Here is an 18,263-nt window from a genome sequence, read left to right on the forward strand (position 1 = left end):
ATGAGTAACGATTTTCAATTTATTGAAGTGGGTCGCAAAGACCCAACCAAACACCCTGCGGCAAAACGTTCGACTCAGTTTATTGAGATTTATCAGCCTTTTGCACAGGCACAGGTGAGCGAACAAGCGGATCGCTGTTTAGATTGTGGTAACCCATATTGTGAGTGGAAGTGCCCACTGCACAACTACATTCCTAACTGGCTAAAGCTGGCACAACTGGGCCGGATTATGGAGGCGGCAGATTTAGTTCATGAGACCAATACCCTGCCCGAGATCTGCGGCCGCGTCTGCCCACAGGACAGACTCTGTGAAGGCGCCTGTACCCTAAACGCCGACTTTGGCGCCGTGACTATCGGTAATGTGGAGAAATACATTACCGATACCGCCATCGCCCAAGGCTGGCGCCCAGATATGAGCAAGGTCACGCCACGTAAAGAAAAGGTTGCGATCGTGGGCGCAGGCCCAGCGGGTTTAGGCTGCGCCGATATTCTGGCCCGTAATGGGATTAAGGCAGTGGTGTTTGATAAATATCCCCAAATTGGTGGACTGCTGACCTACGGTATCCCCGCCTTTAAACTGGATAAAGCCGTAATGGCAACTCGCCGCACTGTGTTAGAAGGCATGGGCATCGAGTTCAAACTCGGCGTAACTGTCGGTAAAGATGTTGCCTTTAACCAACTGCTTGAGGAATACGATGCCGTCTTCCTCGGCATGGGAACCTACACCGCCATGAAAGCGGGCCTTGAGGGCGAAGATGCCCAAGGCGTTTACCAAGCCCTGCCCTACTTGATTGGCAATACCCATCACCTGATGGGCAGCACCAGCCCAGAGACACCTTATCTTAACCTTGCCGGTAAACGTGTGGTGGTCTTAGGTGGTGGTGATACCGCCATGGACTGTGTTCGCACCGCCGTGCGCCAAGGGGCTAGCAGCGTGATTTGTGCCTATCGCCGTGATGAGGCCAACATGCCAGGTTCTCGCCGTGAAGTGCAAAACGCCCGTGAAGAGGGCGTGAACTTCCTCTTTAACCGTCAACCCGTGGCGATTAAAACCCAGGATGGCAAAGTGGTGGGTGTGGAATGCGTTGAAACCCAGATGGGTAAAGCGGATGCCAGTGGCCGTCAACGTGCCGAAGCGATTGTGGGCAGTGAGCAGTTACTCGAAGCCGATGCAGTGATTATCGCCTTCGGTTTCCAGCCTAGCCCTGCGCCTTGGTTTGCCGATTACGGCATTGAGCTCGACCAATGGGGCCGAGTAAAAGCCAGTAAACAGGCCGATAATCCTTTCCAAACCACCAATCCCAAGGTATTTGCTGGCGGCGATATGGTCCGAGGTTCGGATCTGGTTGTGACCGCAATTGCCGAAGGACGTGATGCGGCGCAAGGCATTCTTAACTACTTAGATTAATTGTTTTTTGTTGTGCCGCTGTACCTGTGAGTCTCGGACTCGTACCCACGAGTCCACCATTTGCTTGTGACTTGTCGTAAAAGATACGTCAAATTCGCGCACCTTAGGGTGCGCATTTTTTATCTTTCGCACGTTTATCCTATCCCAATCAAGCAATCGCAATCCCACAATCACGCCGAAGCATAACTGTGGTATATTAGCCGCCATTCCGTCGTCCCACATATTCAGTGGAATCACACATTCAGTAGAGTCAAAAGGGTCCCCCATGAAAATAGGTATTATTGGCGCAATGGAGCCAGAAGTTGCTCATCTTATCGCGGCTATGACAAATGCTTCATCACAAACCATTGCAGGTATTGAATTTATCGCTGGCACCTTAGCGGGCAAGGATGTTGTCGTCACGCGCTCAGGCATTGGTAAAGTCGCCGCCAGTATCGCCACAACCCTATTGATTGAAAAATACGCCCCCGATGCGGTAATCAACACAGGTTCCGCCGGCGGCTTTGTCGATTCACTGTCAATTGGTGATATCGTGATTTCATCCGAAGTGCGCCACCACGATGTGGATGTCACCGCATTTGGTTACGAAATTGGCCAAATGGCGCAGCAACCCGCGGCGTTTATTCCTGCGCCATACTTAGTCGAAGCCGCCAATAAGGCCATTGCACAATTAGGCGAAGTAAAAGCGATTGAAGGCTTAATCTGTACTGGTGATAGCTTTATTTGCGACCCAGTACGCACCAAAACCATGTTGGAACACTTCCCAACGATGGCGGCCTGTGAGATGGAAGGTGCGGCGATTGCCCAAGTCTGTCACCAATTTGGCGTGCCTTTTGTGGTCATTCGCTCGCTCTCTGACAACGCCAACAACGACTCCCCCGTCGACTTCGATTCTTATATTGTAAAAGCAGGCTATCATTCAGCACTGATGGTAATGTTGCTGCTTGAGCAATTAGATACAAACTCAGTACAGTAATGAACAAAAGCATATTTGTGGAAAGTACCTGATGCACAGCTCTTTTTATCAACAACTTGTCGAAATTGATGGTGCTTTGTTTGAAGGCTTCTTGGTACTTTTCTTTGCTTTATTACTGGCGCGTTTGGCGCCATTACCCAGGGAAATGCAGCCACTGATGTGGTTTAGTCACTTAGCTAAACAACTCGCCGCTAAAGTCAATCGCCCCGAGCGCGCGCCCAGCCAACAGGCAACCGCTGGCTTTTTAGCCATGTTGTTACTGGTATTCCCCTTCTGGGCGATTATTGCTTTTTTGCTCGAGCTCGCAGCCTTCCCATGGTTTTTTGAGTTTTTAGTGCTGTATCTTTGTATAAGTGATGCCGGCTTTAGCCAAGTCGCTGACGAAATCGCCAAGGCATTAAAACGAGAGGATAATGCCAGCGCAAAAAAGTTATTACAGTCGTGGGTTGTCCGTGATACGGATAATCTATCGGAAGTGGGCTTAACCAAAGCCACCATTGAAAAGTTGGCTACGGCACCGATTTACGGCACAGCATCGACCATCTTCTTCTTTGCTATCGCGGGTGCTCCCATGGTGCTGGCAGTCAGAATGATTAAACAGCTCGAACTCAGTTGGCCGCCAATACAGCCCAAATATCAGTATTTTTGCCGAACTGTGCACACGCTCTCGACCGCGCTGCTAGCAATCCCTGCGTGGTTATGGAGCCTATCAATTGCAATTCAGGGCGGTCCCAAAGCGTTAGCGTTATTGTTTCGCACCTCTAAAAATCATCCTGCCCTGCGAGGGTATGTGATGAGTGTGTCGTTAGTGGCAAATATTTTACGGATTGAATTGGGTGGTCCACAGAAATTTTCAGGCCAACGTATTGATGTGGCAAAGGTTGTCTATGGTCCACAACCTCATCACGAAATGATAGCCCCAGCCATAAAACTCACCTCTCGCGCCTGCGCGATTTGGTTTAGCTTTATAACCTTACTTCCTTTCATTTGGGCGGGTTTACGCTGGCTACAAACCCTGTGATATGATGTTTTTCATCTTAGCACTAGGTTAAAGGCTGACTATCTTGTTCGAAAATATGCATGTTTCACTAACAACTCCCGCCTTGTTATTTCCAGCAATTTCCTTGCTGTTACTTGCTTACACCAACCGATTTTTTGCACTGGCGGCACTGATCCGCCAATTGAGTGGCGGCGATAAACCCGTGCATCAAGATCAGATCAAAAACTTAAGTCAACGGATCCGTATTATTCGCCTCATGCAAGAAGCTGGCGTATCCAGCTTTGCCCTGTGTGTACTCTGCATGATTTTCATTTATATCGGTTTTAATAAGACGGGCTCAATCATCTTTGGTGCAAGCTTGTTACTGCTACTCTATTCACTGATTTTATCTGTGATAGAAATTCGTATCTCTGTGGATGCACTTAATATCCACATCAAAGAGATGAGTAAATGAATCACTGGATTTACTTCTTCGATTTATGTGGTACGGCGGTTTTTGCGCTTTCCGGCGCCTTAGCCGCTGGTCGCCACCGGATGGATCCCTTTGGCGTTATCGTGCTCGCGTCGGTAACAGCTGTGGGTGGTGGCAGTATCCGTGATGCGCTAATTGGCGCAACGCCGGTGTTTTGGATCCGCGACCCAAACTACATCATCGTTATCCTTGCGACTGTAGTGGCTTGTTTGCTGTTAGTACGTCGCCCACGCAAGATGCCTGAGTACGTCCTCCCCGTCGCCGATGCCTTAGGTTTAGCCTTGTTCACAGTGATTGGTGCAGAAAAAGCCCTCAATATGGGACTAAGCGGCATGATTGCCGTGGTGATGGGCTTGATCACCGGCGTAGGAGGAGGCATTATTCGAGACTTACTGTGCAGACAAATCCCGATGGTGTTACGCACGGAAATCTATGCCACAGCCTCTATTATCGGCGGCATAGGGTATACGGTAAGTTTGGCCTGCGGTATGGGCGAAAAAACGGCGCTGTTTTTAGCCATGGCCAGTGCGTTAATCATCCGTCTATGCGCCATTAAATGGCATTTATCATTACCCGCCTTTGATCTCAAAACCAAGAGGGAATAGTTTGCGAATTTTGCGTCTTTTAGTCTGTCTTATTTTTGTTCCGGCGCTATTTCCCGCGCATGTACATGCAAACTCAGGGGAAATGCCAGCAGAACAGCAGTTAGCCGTAAAATATATGAACGCGCTAACCGAGCACGACTATCAAACACTTAGCAAATTCTATAACCGCGATAGTGTTTTTTTCGATAAGACCGCCAACCGTAAATACACGGGCGGCCGTTTTATTATCGACTTTTTCGAACGCGCCCATGAGGGGGTGCTCGAATATGATTTCAATATCGAGCATATGTATAACGCGGGCTCCTTAGTAGTGATGATTGGTAACTATCACTTTAAGGGACCGGGGGAGCTGTTTGGTAAACCAGGTAAAATCATTGATATCGCCATCCCAGGGGTAACAAGCCTTAAACTTGATATGCGCAACCACAGAGTTGCAGAGCATATGGATCTGATTGACTATCAGACCATGTCAGATCAATTAGCGATGCAGTAATCACAAAATTTACCTTTGATTGAAACTCGAGCCCAAAAAACGAGTCGAAACTAACAATGAGTCATACGACTAAACCAAGGCATTTGATGCATCACTCGGTCGTTTCGTTTCAATGAGGTTTGTATGAAGTTTTTTGGACTGATTGCCCTACTCGCTCTCAATGGTTTTATGCTCGCACAAAACGCTCAAGCCCAGCAGCCCATAATCGTATCCTATGCAGTGCAACCAGTAAGCCATTTCAATCAGCAGCTGCGTATCGCCCAAGAGCAACATCAGGCTTGGAGTACAGATCCAACGGCTATCAGCAGCCAATATGCGGGTAATAAATTCACCTTACTCCGTACTCAACCAACAAAGAATGGTGTGTTTACCTACCAAGTGAGCGAGATCTCCAAGCAACACCCGCAAATGCTGCTCATTTTGTCGCTCAAGAAGGATGCTCAGCGCTGGCAGGTCGATTCAGCGCAATTGGCGTGGAAATGTCGTGAAGGGCAGCATTTTGGTACCGACAGATGCAATATTGGCGAACATGAGGCTAGCACGGCGCCATAATTCTTTTGCGATAAAAGACTAAAACCAAAAGAGCGCCGACAGGCGCTCTTTTTATGGAATAGATGAGTGTCGACCAATGGCGGATTAAACCAAAGTCACTTTAGCAAACTTACGTTTACCCACTTGGAATACTGCAACAGTACCTGAGCTCAGCGTCATACGGCTATCATCAACCTTTTCACCGTCCATCTTCACGGCGCCCTGCTTAATCATTCGCATCGCATCGGAAGTCGAACCCACTAAGTCGGCATCTTTAAGTAAGTTAGCAATCGCTAAGCCTTCACCCGCCGCTAATTCAACCTCAGGGATATCATCAGGAATAGCGCCCTTTTGGAAACGGTCGATAAAGGCTTGATGGGCACTCTCGGCGGCGGCTTCATCGTGGAAGCGCGCGATGATTTCTTTCGCCAAGGCAATTTTGATGTCGCGAGGGTTTGCACCACTGGCCACATCTTGTTTGAATTGTGCAATTTCCGCCAGTGGACGGAATGACAGCAACTCAAAGTAGCGCCACATTAATTCGTCAGAAATCGACATGATCTTGCCAAACATTTCATTGGCGGGCTCACTCACACCAATGTAGTTGTGCGCCGATTTAGACATTTTCTTCACGCCGTCTAAACCTTCAAGCAGTGGCATCATAATCACAGCTTGTGGTTTTTGACCTTCGGCTTTCTGTAACTCACGACCCATCAACAGGTTGAACTTCTGGTCGGTTCCGCCCAATTCAACGTCGGCCTTGAGGGCTACGGAGTCATAGCCCTGTAGCAGCGGGTACATAAATTCGTGGATAGCGATCGATTGGCCCGACGCATAACGCTTCTTAAAGTCGTCACGTTCCATCATACGGGCAACGGTTTGCTGCGAGGCTAAACGGATCATCCCAGCTGCGCCCAACGGCTCTAACCAGCTCGAGTTGAACTCGATGCGGGTTTTGGCAGGATCCAAAATTTTATAGACCTGCTCTTTGTAGGTCTCAGCGTTGGCTAATACTTGCTCACGGGTCAGTGGTGGACGCGTGCTATTTTTACCACTTGGGTCTCCCACCATACCGGTAAAGTCACCAATTAAGAAAATAACCTCATGACCTAACTCTTGGAATAATCTTAATTTATTTAAAATTACTGTGTGTCCAAGATGGATATCCGGTGCGGTAGGATCTGCGCCTAACTTGATACGAAGTGGACGTCCTTCTTTGAGTTTTTCCAGCAGATCCGATTCGAGTAAAATCTCGTCGGTACCACGTCTAATTTCTGCTAATACTTGGTCTAAATCAGCCATCTCGGCGGGGACTCCTAAGGCCATGGTCATAATATGAGGAGACTTATGTTACTTGTTAGCCACCACAATTGAAAGTGTGTAAACTAATGGATTATTCAAGCCTTAGGTTATCGGTATCGGCGTCAATGGGAAAGGTTATAACATTATTTAAATTGTTGCCTAAAAAGCACCAAATTCTCCTTAGCATTCTTTCTGTTATCACAATGATAACGTTGCTCTTTCCCTCTGAAGAAGCGCAAGCTTCAAGACAAACTCAAGGTGTTACCAACAATCAAATTAACACTCGTTATGATGTGCCCTTAGCCTTTCGCTCGCCGGACCGCCCAGAAGGGATTGAAGGGCAAACACAGGATGCGCCAAATAACGTGACTCCGCTATCTTCAGCAGAGGCGTTAGCTGCGGCTAATCATTCCGCCACCGAAACGTTGGAAAGCGCCCACCATCGGGATGTTGAACACTTTGATGTGAAGAATGGTGATACCTTAGCCGCCGTATTTGAGCGGGCAGGACTCACTAGCAAAGATGTATATGAAATTACGCAGTTGCCACTCGCCAAACAGAATCTACTCAAAATCATTCCAGGCGAAGAAATTGTCATTTCCAAGGATGCCAATGGCGACTTAACCGAGGTGCGCTACCGTGTTGATGCGATATCAACCTTAGTGATCACTAAAGCTCAGGACAAGTATTCCGAGAAAATCTCCGAAAAAGACATAGAGATCCGCCCCAAATTCACAAGCGCGAAAATTAAGAGTAACTTCTGGAACGCCGCCGTGGATGCAGGCTTAAATGCTAACCAAATCATGCAACTCTCAACGGTATTTGGCTGGGACATCGACTTTGCCTTAGATTTACGCGAGGGCGATAGCTTCGCGATTATCTATGAGCAGGAATATGCCGAGGGCGAGTTTTTACGTAATGGCAATATTTTAGCCGCTGAATTTATCAACCAAGATGAACGCTACACCGCAGTGCGCTATACCGACGGTAACTACTATTCTGAAAACGGCACCAGCATGCGTAAGGCATTCTTACGCTCACCGGTCGACTTTAAATACGTTAGTTCAAACTTTAATCCGAGACGACTACATCCAGTAACTGGACAGGTCAAAGCCCACCGTGGCGTTGACTATGTTGCCGCAATTGGCACCCCCATTAAGGCCGCCGGTAATGGACGCGTTATAGAATCTGGCTACAGTCAATTTAACGGCAACTATGTGTTCATTAAGCACAATGATACCTACACGACTAAATATTTGCATTTGACCAAACGCAACGTCAGTAAAGGTGCTAGCGTTAAGCAAGGGCAAATCATTGGTACATTAGGTAAAACAGGACGCGTTACTGGGGCGCATTTACACTATGAATTTATCGTTAATGGTGTACACCGCAATCCAAGAACGGTGGATTTACCGAAGTCCGAATCCATCGCCCGTAAAGAAAAGTCCCAATTCGACGCACTCAGCAAACAACTGATGGCAAGCATTTCGCAAAACAAGCAAACGCAATTGGCAATGCAATAACGACTCATGGATCCCACCAAATGAACAAGGCTTATTATATTGGACTGATGTCAGGCACGAGTATGGACGGCGTTGATGCTGTGCTGGTCGATTTTGCGGGCGAGCAACCTCAGCTTATTTGTACTCATACCGAGACAATCCCGACGCATTTACTCAAAGGTTTACAGCGTTTGTGCTTACCGGGTACGGATGAGATTAATCGTCTTGGTCGTCTTGATCGCAGTGTCGGCAAACTGTTTGCACTGGCGGTCAATAATCTGCTCGCCAAAACCAAGATTGCGAAAGATGAGATTATTGCCATTGGCAGTCACGGTCAAACCGTGCGCCATATGCCAAACCTTGAAGTCGGTTTTACACTGCAGATTGGCGATCCCAACACCATAGCCACAGAAACAGGTATAGATGTTATTGCTGATTTCCGCCGTAAAGACATTGCGTTAGGTGGGCAAGGTGCGCCGTTGGTGCCCGCCTTCCACCAGCAGACGTTTGCCCAAGTCGGTAAAAAACGTGTCATTCTTAATATTGGTGGTATTGCCAATATCACCTATCTACCGGGCAATAGCCAAGAAGTCTTAGGCTTTGATACAGGGCCAGGCAACACCTTGATTGATGCCTGGATCCAGCAGGTAAAAAATGAGTCCTATGACAAAAACGGTGCGTGGGCAGCATCGGGGAAGACAGACCCTCAATTACTGGCGCAATTGCTCTCACACCCTTATTTTTCCCTTGCCTATCCTAAGAGCACCGGCCGAGAACTATTTAATCAGGCTTGGTTAGAACAGCAATTATCAGCATTTAATCAATTAGATGAAGAAGATATCCAATCGACACTACTGGATTTAACCAGCCACAGTATCGCTCAAGATATCCTCAGGCTCGCTCCAGAAGGCGAGCTATTTGTCTGTGGCGGTGGCGCTTTCAATGGCGAGCTAATGCAGCGTTTAGCAGCACTACTGCCGAATTATCGCATCGATACGACCTCGGCACTGGGTGTTGACCCCAAATGGGCCGAAGGCATCGCCTTTGCGTGGCTTGCCATGCGCCATCATTTAGGTTTGCCCGCTAACCTGCCCGCAGTCACTGGCGCCTCCCGCGAAGCCGTTTTGGGTGGACGTTTTAGCGCTAAGTAATTGCTGCTTTACCTTAGTTACTTCAACAGCTTGTGTTTTAGCAGCATAATATCCCGTTGCGGGAAGCCATCGAGCGTCATCACTAAGCGGTTTACCTCCGGAATATAGGTCATGGAGCCAAAACCGCTTAAGCTCGAACGTGGCACTCTCAAGAGTGAGGTCACCTGTTGGCTGCTCGCCTCCCAATAATTCAATAGCTGCTCATGACCATTACTCGATTTAAAATAAACCCCGCTTGCCGTAAGCACCCAGTTATTACCCGCGCGAAATGCTTTAGTTGATATTAATGGCTCAACGTGCTCAGGCTGGGTTAAATCAATCTGCCACAGCCCATTCACGCCATCGCGGCTAAAGACCAACTCAGTGGCCGATTTGGCAAAACCCACCGCCATACTCAATGAACTAATCACCCGTGGGGCACGATTGTCTAAGTAAAACTCCGTAATACCATCAGCGGTTGAAGCAAGCACAGTAGTCCCCTGCCAACTCCAACTTGGACGACCATGGTTGTGATAACTCGACGCTAATGCGGTAATGTTTTTATTGGTTAAATCCAAAATAAAAATGCGATTACCTTCATTTCGATCATCGGGTGCAATAAATGCAATTTTAGACCCATCGGGTGACCAGCGCGGATAGGCCACTCGTGATTTCAGTTGAGTAAGTTGTTCTAGTTTTTGGCCATTGATATCTGAGGTCCAAATCTCGTTAAAACCCGTCTCACTAGAGACAAATACAATCCGCTTTGCTTCAGGGGAATAATCGGGATTACGGTGGCTCACTCCAGAATATAATAATGGGAATAAACTGCCAGGCACTTTATCCCCGAGGGAGAAATACGCCATCTGGAATTGACGGTGATATTGATGATAAACCAGCTCCCCCTCATCGGATACGCTACTGGGATAACTCATCCCTTCCACATCCAGAGAGCGGATCTGCGCCGTGTTAATATCGAGAGTAAAGCCATTACTGCTACCGGAATCTTCGGTCGCGAAGACTAACGCCTGACTATCAGGTGTCCAACTTAACCCTCGAATATCTTCTAACCCTTGTGTAAGGCGCTTTTCATGGGCACTGGCTAAATCTCTAATAAATATATCTTCTGAAATATTGCTAAAGCGCCTTGCTATCGCAAGCCATCTCCCATCGGGGCTGTAAGCTAAATCTCGGTCTTCATAGTTACAGCGGGTATCGCAGGATAAGCGTTCAGCCGTCGCTTCGGTAGACTTAAGCGATAAACGATAAATCCCTCCCATCTTTCCTGACTCATGGGCAGAGATATAAGCAAGATATTGGCCATCGGGTGAAATATCGATCGCGGTCAGATCCGAACTGCAGGGTGCTAAGGCTCTCATTTCATTCGTCGCTAAGGTCAACTGAGTGATGGTGCACTTTCCTGTAGCATGACTGCGGGATGCAAAAAATAATGCCGTATCATCTAAGCTCCACACGGCTCGTAGTTCGGATGAAGATGAAGGCGTTAACTGACGGGCAGGTAAATCTGCACGTTTAAAATCCTTAAGATAAAGACTAGAAGTCAACCCTGGTCGACTGGCTCCATAGACCAACCAACGCCTATCGTGGGATAACTGAGGATAGCGCTCAGACCCAGGATCGCGAGTGAGCACAGTAAGTTGAGTATCCACCATCCGCAATTTATCTTGATACAAATGCACACCCATCACTAAAGCGCAGATAAAGGTTATAACCCCCATCACTATCGCCATAATACGCATGCGTTTGGTGGCATGCTCCAATTTAATCTCGCGGGTTTGTCGTTGCTCTTCGCCGTCATCAAAGGTGTCGTAAATAGGCGGTAATAACAATCGATATCCGGTTTTACGCACGGTTTCAATCACACCATTTTCCAGAGCGAAGGGGGATAATTGCTGCCGCAAATGCCAAATCGCGTTGGTGAGCGCCTTAGTCCCCACGTAGGCGTTGCCTTCCCATACTTTCTCAATCAGCTCATCGCGGGTAACTACCTCTGGATAACGCAGGGCAAGATAGCTAAGCACTTCAATAAACTTGGGTTGAAGCGAGACTTTAGCGGATTGATTAAGGTGAGGTTCATCGCCCAAAGTTTGAAATGAAATTGAGTTATCGGAAGGGTCAATGCGACAACGCCCCAAGCAGAAACTCAACTTACTCTTATCCTTCATATTTTCTCACACCCTTGTTATTCATTTTATGGTTACGGTAATGAGTACATCATGTCGCTAAATACTACCTAAGACTTAGCAAGCTTGGCAATCTAATGATTTAAAGTAATTATTTAAAATTCAAAATATTAGCTTATAAAAAATCTAAAAAAGAGATTTAAACAATATAGAATCGAGTCAGGCTAGATTGCGACTAAGCAACAGATTGCTTACAACTGCATGACCAGTAAAAACATCAGCGTCAAAGCCTTACTCCTGCCGAACATTTATGCAGCAGGGGATATGCCCTTTGTAGGAACCCATATATGCTTCGTTTAGCCTTGATTTGCATCTGGATGATGCTCTGCCCTATTTTTACGCCAAAAACCTTAGCGCAGGACTACCAAAAACCTTCCCCGGCATTGCAGCAAACCATTAGCCACAGTACCAGCCTCACGACTCGACTCTCAAACGATAACCAATGGCTGGCATTACTCAGTCCCATTTCAGCGCCCAGCATTGCAACCCTTGCGATGCCAGAGCAGAAACTGGCGGGGTTACGTATCGCAGCAGAGCAATTTTTACCGAGCCGTATTACCCAGCGTTATCATCAGCTCACGCTTATCAATATCAAAGACAACGGGCAACGCGTTATCACCTTGCCAGGTGGATATGATATTACTGAGCTTAAGTTTTCTCCCGATAGCCGTAATCTCTCTTACGTAAGTTTAACGCCCGAGGGCGGTTATTTATGTGTTTATAATATCGCTCAAGATCGTCATCAACGCCTGTCAAATGAGCGTTTAAACGGCACTATTAGTCTTGATTATCAATGGGCTAATAATAAAACTCTGCTTGCTCGCTTTGTAATAGCGCAAGACACCAGCGCAAATCAGCCCCACGTTTCCATCGGCCCGAAAACCAAGGAAACCTCAGGTAAAAATAGTCCGCAGCGCACCTATCAAGACTTACTGAAAACCTCGGCAGATAAGCAGTTATTTAGCAGCCTGACTACCAGTCAACTTGCGCTAGTAGATTTAGAAGGCAAACTCACGAAAATCGGGGCGCCGGGGATTATTGAAGATTTCTCGGTGTCTCCCGATGGCCAGTATATTTTGAACCGCCAAATCACAACGCCCTTCTCAACTCAGGTAAAGTATGATGATTTTCCAACCTTAACAGAGATTTATAACCTTGATGGCCAACTGATTACCCTGTTACACCAGAGCCAAGGAGGGGAATCTCGACCACAGGGAAAAGATTCAGTCCTGCTTGGTCCGCGTATGTTGCATTGGGTACAAGGTCAAGCGGCAACCTTAGCGTTTACCAAAGCCCTAGATCAGGGAGATAGCCAGCGAGATGCGCCACTGCGTGATAGCCTTTGGCTACTCGACGCCCCCTTTACTCAACAAGCCACTCGCGTTGCACAAACCCAGTGGAGGATTACAGATATTGACTGGGCTGAAAACCACTTAGCCTTAATCACTGAACGTAATAGCAAAGCTCAACAGATCAGACTCAGCAGTCTAAACACCCGTCTTGGGGAAAGCTCACTGCATACCTTAAACGAGCGTAATCTGCGCGATAAGTACCAAGACCTAGGACTCTTTGCAAAACACTATTATCCAGGAAAAGGACAAGTCGTTAGTTTGCTACAAGGGGCTAAAACCACAGGACTAATTCACTATGGTCAAGGTGCCACCCCAGAGGGCGACAAGCCTTTTTTAAAGCGCACTTCATTACTGACTGGCGAATCGTCACTACTTTGGCAATCTGCAACCCAGCGATTAGAGTCGGTGCGCTATGTGCTCAATCTTGAACCTTTACAACTCATCATCAATCGTGAAAGCCCTACAGAGCCCCCAAGCCTTGTCCTACTCAATGGCACCAAAGAAAGCGTACTTTACGAGCACCCCGTTGGACTGAGTGCTTATCAAGGGATGCAAAAACAACTTATAACCTTCAAAAGAGCAGATGGTGTCCCTCTTTCTGGGACGCTGTACCTACCCGCAAATTACACCAAGGAACAAGGAACCTTACCCGTATTGATGTGGGCTTACCCGCGGGAATTTAACGATCCCGAGGTTGCCGGCCAAATTAGCTTTAGCGCCAATCAATATCCCACCATCAGCCCAAGGGGCCCAATACCTTTGGTCGCTGAAGGCTTTGCGGTGTTTGATAAAGTCTCAATGCCTATCATTGCCCAAGGGGATAAAGAACCCAATGACACCTTTCGGGAGCAATTGACGGCCAACGCACAAGCCGCTATCGATACCTTAGTCGATTTAGGTATTGCTGATCGCAAGCAAATCGCCGTTGGCGGGCATTCCTATGGTGCCTTTATGGTCGCCAACTTACTGGCGCATACGGATTTATTCTATGCAGGTATCGCCCGTAGCGGAGCTTATAATCGCAGCCTAACGCCCTTTGGTTTTCAAAATGAAGAACGCACCTACTGGCAAGCCAATGATATTTACCAACAAATGTCGCCATTTAATTATGCGGATAAAATCAAATCGCCTTTGCTGTTGATTCATGGCGAAATGGATCAAAACTCGGGCACTTTCCCGCTGCAATCTGAGCGTCTGTTTGATGCGATTCAAGGATTGGGAGGGAAAGCGAGATTAGTTATCTTACCATTTGAAGGGCACAGTTATACGGCCAAGGAATCCCTAGAACATCTACTATGGGAACAAAGCCAGTTCTTAAAGGCGAATTTACCCCCCAACTAATCGTCACTCAGCTCTGCTGATTAAACGATAAGTTGAACATCGCAATCGGCATTAGCACTTAATGCTTAATGCTTAACGCTTGCCAAGATGACTCCCAACGATACCCTTTGCGGCGGCATATATACTCGCCGCTAAGGGTAATATCAGTTCATACCATCAAGCCTGCAAAAACATTAGCTTAAAGTGTATTGTTGAACCTACACCATTTTGCCCCCAGCCCCAACTTATACCAATCGTATTAAATATCTGTTCATTCAGCGGGAATTCAACGCGCTTTAGACAAGGCGAAGGCTTGAAGGCATAGTGGTGCTCCGCCTAAGCCTTAAACGCAGTATAAAGCGCGTTGCCATACAGTGAACATCAGCCGCCCTTCAGGAGCCTCAAAGGCATCCCACTCCGGTGTTGCATTGACTTAAAAGGGAATAACCATTTCTGCGTCAATCCGCCTTGGATTGAAATGCCTGTGAGACTCTGAACTGATTAGATATTTAATGTGATTGGTATTAACTGACCTGCCGAACTCGCTTAGCTAAAACTTTTGCGTACCCCCAGTAAAATCGCTTAACTATCTGAAGGAACCATAGCCAACAACAGTTCCTTTCTTGCTTAAGCCATTTAATCGCTAATAAAAAAACCGCATGCAGGGAGCCACATGCGGTTTAACCAACTGAAGTTAACTGACCTTTAGAACTTAAGCTCTGCACCGAGGTAAGCGTAACGCCCTACACCACCGCCGTAGGCACTGCTGTAGTTACCATTACCGGTTTCAATTAAGTCGCCACTATCAGCCACCCAAGGTCCTTGGTTGTCGAAAATATTGCGTAAACCGCCATATAAACGTAATTCAGCCTGACTCACATCCATGGTGTAAGACACTGATAAATCATGGGTGATATACGAGCCATAGAACAAGAAATCTGGCGTTTCAGGATTTGCTACTGCACTGGCATCACCGGCGTCGAGTTTGGCTTGGTTTTCGGCTTTCAGCACATTCCATTCTTCAACTCTATCGTGACTATCAACCATTGCGCTCTTATATTTCGCGCTCCAACGCACACGCCAATCATCGTTACTCCAGCTTAATGAAAGCGTGCCTCGGTCTTCAAAAATTCCGCTGGAAAGTTCACCCACATAATCGTCTTCCACTAAACCATCGGTGTTATAGTAGCTTGAACTATATTCCAACACATGAGTCCAGTTGGTTTTTAAGCTGAGTTCGCCGTAATCGGCTAATTCCCACTCGTAAGCCATGGCGAAATCGATACCACGAGTAACGATGTCATTAAGGTTCAGCTCCTGCTGAATAATCTGGGTGATTTGGCCCTCAGTATCGCGAGTGATAGCCTGACAGTACTCATTATCAGCTCCATAGGGATTACTCGAGTTATAACACTCAGCCAGAATATCCTCATTGCTTAATGAACCAATAGCATCAGCAACTTTAATATCGTAGTAATCAACCGCTAGGTTAAAACCTTCAAGGAAGGCTGGCGCCATGGTAAAGCCTAAGGTATAGGTATCCGCGGTTTCTTCGGTCAGGTTTTCATTACCCGCGTTAGGAGAATACTTTGAACCACTTACCGCTTTGAAAATGCCAGTGCTAGCAATGGCCGCTGCAATCCCAGGATCGAGACGGCAGCTATCATGCCCAGCGCCTGTTGAGGTTGCCGTTACACCATTACAAATATCGCGAATACTGTCGTAATCACCACGTGGTGGAGAGATAAGCTCAGTGATATTCGGCGCACGTTGTGAACGTGAGTAATTTGCACGTAAAGCATAGTTGGCAATGGGTTCCCACAGTATGCCAGTACGGTAACTCGACATTAAATCAATGTTTTTCTGACTGTAATCCGCAAGACGCAAGGACACATCCACATCCAGCTTATTAGCGAAGCTCATATCCCTTAACAAGGGTAGATTCGCCTCACCAAAGGCTTCCCATACGGTGACATCACCTTCAAAGGGAGGAACATCGTTAAAGGTAATCGCATCGCCACGCATCGCCTTATCGGTATCCACAGCCTGCGTATCACGGCGATACTCCATACCGAATGCCGATTGCACACCACCCGCAGGTAGCTCAAACAACTCGCCAGAAATATACCCTAACGCATTGAATTGAGTGATATCGGTATTGATATAGGGATTAGCGCGGATATAGTCCGCCCCTTCCTTGCTGATCGAGCCTTCTCCAAAGATATTGACGGGCACACACCCTTCAGCTCTGGCGGCTTCGCTGGCACATTGAATCGTCACACCATCTGCAGCATATACGGCATTCAGGGCATTTCTTAACCGACGAATGCTGATCTCATTGCTACGGCGTTGACGCTGTTCGAACTGACCGTAACCCACTGACGCATCCCAGGTCCAAGTTTCAAACAAATCTCCCTGTAAACCCGCCCAAGTACGCAGCGTGGTACGCTCGTTGTCACTTTCAACAGGCCCTACTTCTTCGAAACGACGATCCCAACTAATACTCTTACCCGCTTTCGCGGCGATGTCAGCGGGTACATAAGGATTATTCGGTGAAATACTGCCCGCATCAATTTTTCCAGGTAATCCCGTGATGGGATCAATGTACAGCTCAACATCGTTATAGTCTTGACCTTCTGCATCGGTACGGCGAAACGCAGTATTACGGCTAAATTGCACTTGCGCATTTGCACGCACACTTTCACTAAGGTCATAGTTGACTTTGACTGCAGCGGCTAAGGTATCCTCAGGAACTTTTAATAGACCCGTGGTAAAGCTGTTATAACCATCACGCCCTTCTTTAAAACCAGCTTTAAGTTCAGTGCCGTCGTACCACCAAGCATCGGAGTTAAAGCGGCCGCCAACGATGTCGTTGCTGCGTGATCGCCAATCGTCAGGAGTGATATCGCGCATACACTTATCACCATCGACTGTGTTCATAGCATTACACATTTGCTCTTTATCGTAGGCAAAGTTTGATTCATACAGGGCTCGCTCCCTGTCTGTGGCGAATAACCCATGCTGTTTATCATAGGTAGCACTGGCGTAAATGTAACCTTTATCACTATTAAAATCAGCACCATAGCCAGCATCAACGGTGGTTTCTCGGCCGCCACCTTCGGTGGTTTCACCACCACGGGCATTAATCTCAAACCCAGTCTTGTTTTGCTGGGTGATAATATTGACCACACCTGCAATCGCATCGGAACCATAGACAGCCGACGCCCCACCGGTAATGATTTCGACCTTATCGACCATCGCCGCCGGAATCGTACTTAAACTGACGTAGTTACCACTGTAACTGTTAGAAACAACCCGACGACCATCAATCAGGGTTAAAGTACGATCCGTACCTAAGTTACGTAGGTCAATGGTCGATAGACCGGTATTTTGTACACTCGATTGACTATTGGTGCTGCTAACCCCTTCGGCCAAAGCCGGAATTTGGTCAACTAAAATATCCGCCAATGAGCCAATACCACTATCGGCGATATCCTTGGCATCTAAGCCCTGTAAAGGCGTACTTAATGAAAAACTATCTCGCTTAATCCGCGACCCCGTTACTGTGACCTTTTCTATGCCATCATTTTTATCTGCGGCTTCGGTTTCACTTCGAGTCGCATTTTCCTTAACTGCTTTCACTTCTATCGGTTCGGCAGCCCATGCTACCGAAGGAACAATACCAAACATTGATGCTTGTATTGCTAAGGTCAATAGTTTCTTCTTCATCCTTCCCACCTTCACGTTGAGACATCGCAAACCGTTTTTGTTGTTATGTAGAGCGGTTACTTAAATTAGCCCAATGCCTTAGCCAGTGATTGTCATCATCTAGGTTTTTGGATTAACCATGAATCAGCATCATCAGAAACACATAATTAACATTTAAGTAACCTTGCTGTTTTACTTTGCCTAGTGAAGAGCGGCAACGAAATACCCCTCGTTTATTTCCCCGTTTTATATCTATTAAAT

General features: G+C 47.2%; 13 protein-coding genes and 1 pseudogene. 10 read left to right on the forward strand and 4 right to left on the reverse strand.

What is annotated here, in order from left to right; genetic code table 11:
• The 7 genes from H9J30_RS02100 (at position 1) to H9J30_RS02130 (ending at position 5,505) form a co-directional block, all read left to right on the forward strand.
• Positions 1-1,407, forward strand: a complete 1,407-nt coding sequence (locus H9J30_RS02100) for an FAD-dependent oxidoreductase (RefSeq protein ID WP_240129473.1) — start codon at positions 1-3, stop codon at positions 1,405-1,407.
• 265 nt (positions 1,408-1,672) lie between these two features.
• The gene (locus H9J30_RS02105) at positions 1,673-2,383 is read left to right on the forward strand and encodes a 5'-methylthioadenosine/adenosylhomocysteine nucleosidase (protein ID WP_240129474.1); all 711 of its coding nucleotides are present in this window, start codon (positions 1,673-1,675) and stop codon (positions 2,381-2,383) included.
• A gap of 31 nt (positions 2,384-2,414) precedes the next feature.
• The gene (locus H9J30_RS02110; RefSeq protein WP_240129475.1) at positions 2,415-3,404 is read left to right on the forward strand and encodes a cobalamin biosynthesis protein CobD/CbiB; all 990 of its coding nucleotides are present in this window, start codon (positions 2,415-2,417) and stop codon (positions 3,402-3,404) included.
• Between the two features lie 55 nt (positions 3,405-3,459).
• A complete protein-coding gene (locus H9J30_RS02115) occupies positions 3,460-3,837 on the forward strand; it encodes a DUF2721 domain-containing protein (RefSeq protein ID WP_240130047.1) in 378 nt (125 codons plus the stop codon).
• Positions 3,834-4,460, forward strand: coding sequence for a trimeric intracellular cation channel family protein (locus H9J30_RS02120; protein WP_011071529.1), 627 nt, complete (start codon positions 3,834-3,836; stop codon positions 4,458-4,460). The genes H9J30_RS02115 and H9J30_RS02120 overlap by 4 nt, the downstream gene beginning before the upstream one ends.
• 1 nt (position 4,461) lies before the next feature.
• Complete coding sequence (locus H9J30_RS02125; RefSeq protein WP_240129476.1) at positions 4,462-4,953, forward strand: nuclear transport factor 2 family protein; 492 nt, start codon at positions 4,462-4,464, stop codon at positions 4,951-4,953.
• Between the two features lie 123 nt (positions 4,954-5,076).
• Positions 5,077-5,505 (forward strand): hypothetical protein, encoded by a 429-nt coding sequence (locus H9J30_RS02130; RefSeq protein WP_240129477.1) that lies wholly within the window; start codon positions 5,077-5,079, stop codon positions 5,503-5,505.
• A gap of 84 nt (positions 5,506-5,589) precedes the next feature.
• Here H9J30_RS02130 and tyrS read toward each other — a convergent pair whose 3' ends face one another.
• Positions 5,590-6,786 carry a tyrosine--tRNA ligase gene (gene tyrS, locus H9J30_RS02135; protein ID WP_240129478.1) on the reverse strand — a complete coding sequence of 399 codons (1,197 nt, stop codon included), beginning with the start codon at positions 6,784-6,786 and terminating at the stop codon, positions 5,590-5,592.
• Positions 6,787-6,911: 125 nt separating this feature from the next.
• Between tyrS and H9J30_RS02140 the strand changes: the two genes are divergently transcribed.
• Both H9J30_RS02140 and H9J30_RS02145 read left to right on the forward strand, forming a co-directional pair.
• Positions 6,912-8,309, forward strand: a complete 1,398-nt coding sequence (locus H9J30_RS02140; protein ID WP_240129479.1) for a peptidoglycan DD-metalloendopeptidase family protein — start codon at positions 6,912-6,914, stop codon at positions 8,307-8,309.
• Between the two features lie 20 nt (positions 8,310-8,329).
• Complete coding sequence (locus H9J30_RS02145; RefSeq protein WP_240129480.1) at positions 8,330-9,439, forward strand: anhydro-N-acetylmuramic acid kinase; 1,110 nt, start codon at positions 8,330-8,332, stop codon at positions 9,437-9,439.
• A gap of 17 nt (positions 9,440-9,456) precedes the next feature.
• On the opposite strand, the gene H9J30_RS02150 is transcribed toward H9J30_RS02145, so the two are convergent.
• Positions 9,457-11,604, reverse strand: coding sequence for a winged helix-turn-helix domain-containing protein (locus H9J30_RS02150; RefSeq protein WP_240129481.1), 2,148 nt, complete (start codon positions 11,602-11,604; stop codon positions 9,457-9,459).
• Positions 11,605-11,909: 305 nt separating this feature from the next.
• Here H9J30_RS02150 and H9J30_RS02155 point away from each other — a divergent pair, with 305 nt between their 5' ends.
• Positions 11,910-14,315 carry a S9 family peptidase gene (locus H9J30_RS02155; protein WP_240129482.1) on the forward strand — a complete coding sequence of 802 codons (2,406 nt, stop codon included), beginning with the start codon at positions 11,910-11,912 and terminating at the stop codon, positions 14,313-14,315.
• A gap of 156 nt (positions 14,316-14,471) precedes the next feature.
• On the opposite strand, the pseudogene H9J30_RS02160 reads toward H9J30_RS02155, so the two are convergent.
• A pseudogene (locus H9J30_RS02160) lies at positions 14,472-14,665 on the reverse strand (hypothetical protein).
• A gap of 334 nt (positions 14,666-14,999) precedes the next feature.
• On the reverse strand, positions 15,000-18,023 hold the full coding sequence (locus H9J30_RS02165) for a TonB-dependent receptor domain-containing protein (protein WP_240129483.1): 3,024 nt from the start codon (positions 18,021-18,023) through the stop codon (positions 15,000-15,002).
• Positions 18,024-18,263 lie beyond the last annotated feature (240 nt).

Source organism: Shewanella cutis, assembly GCF_022410515.1.
Classification (GTDB): Bacteria; Pseudomonadota; Gammaproteobacteria; order Enterobacterales; family Shewanellaceae; genus Shewanella; species Shewanella cutis.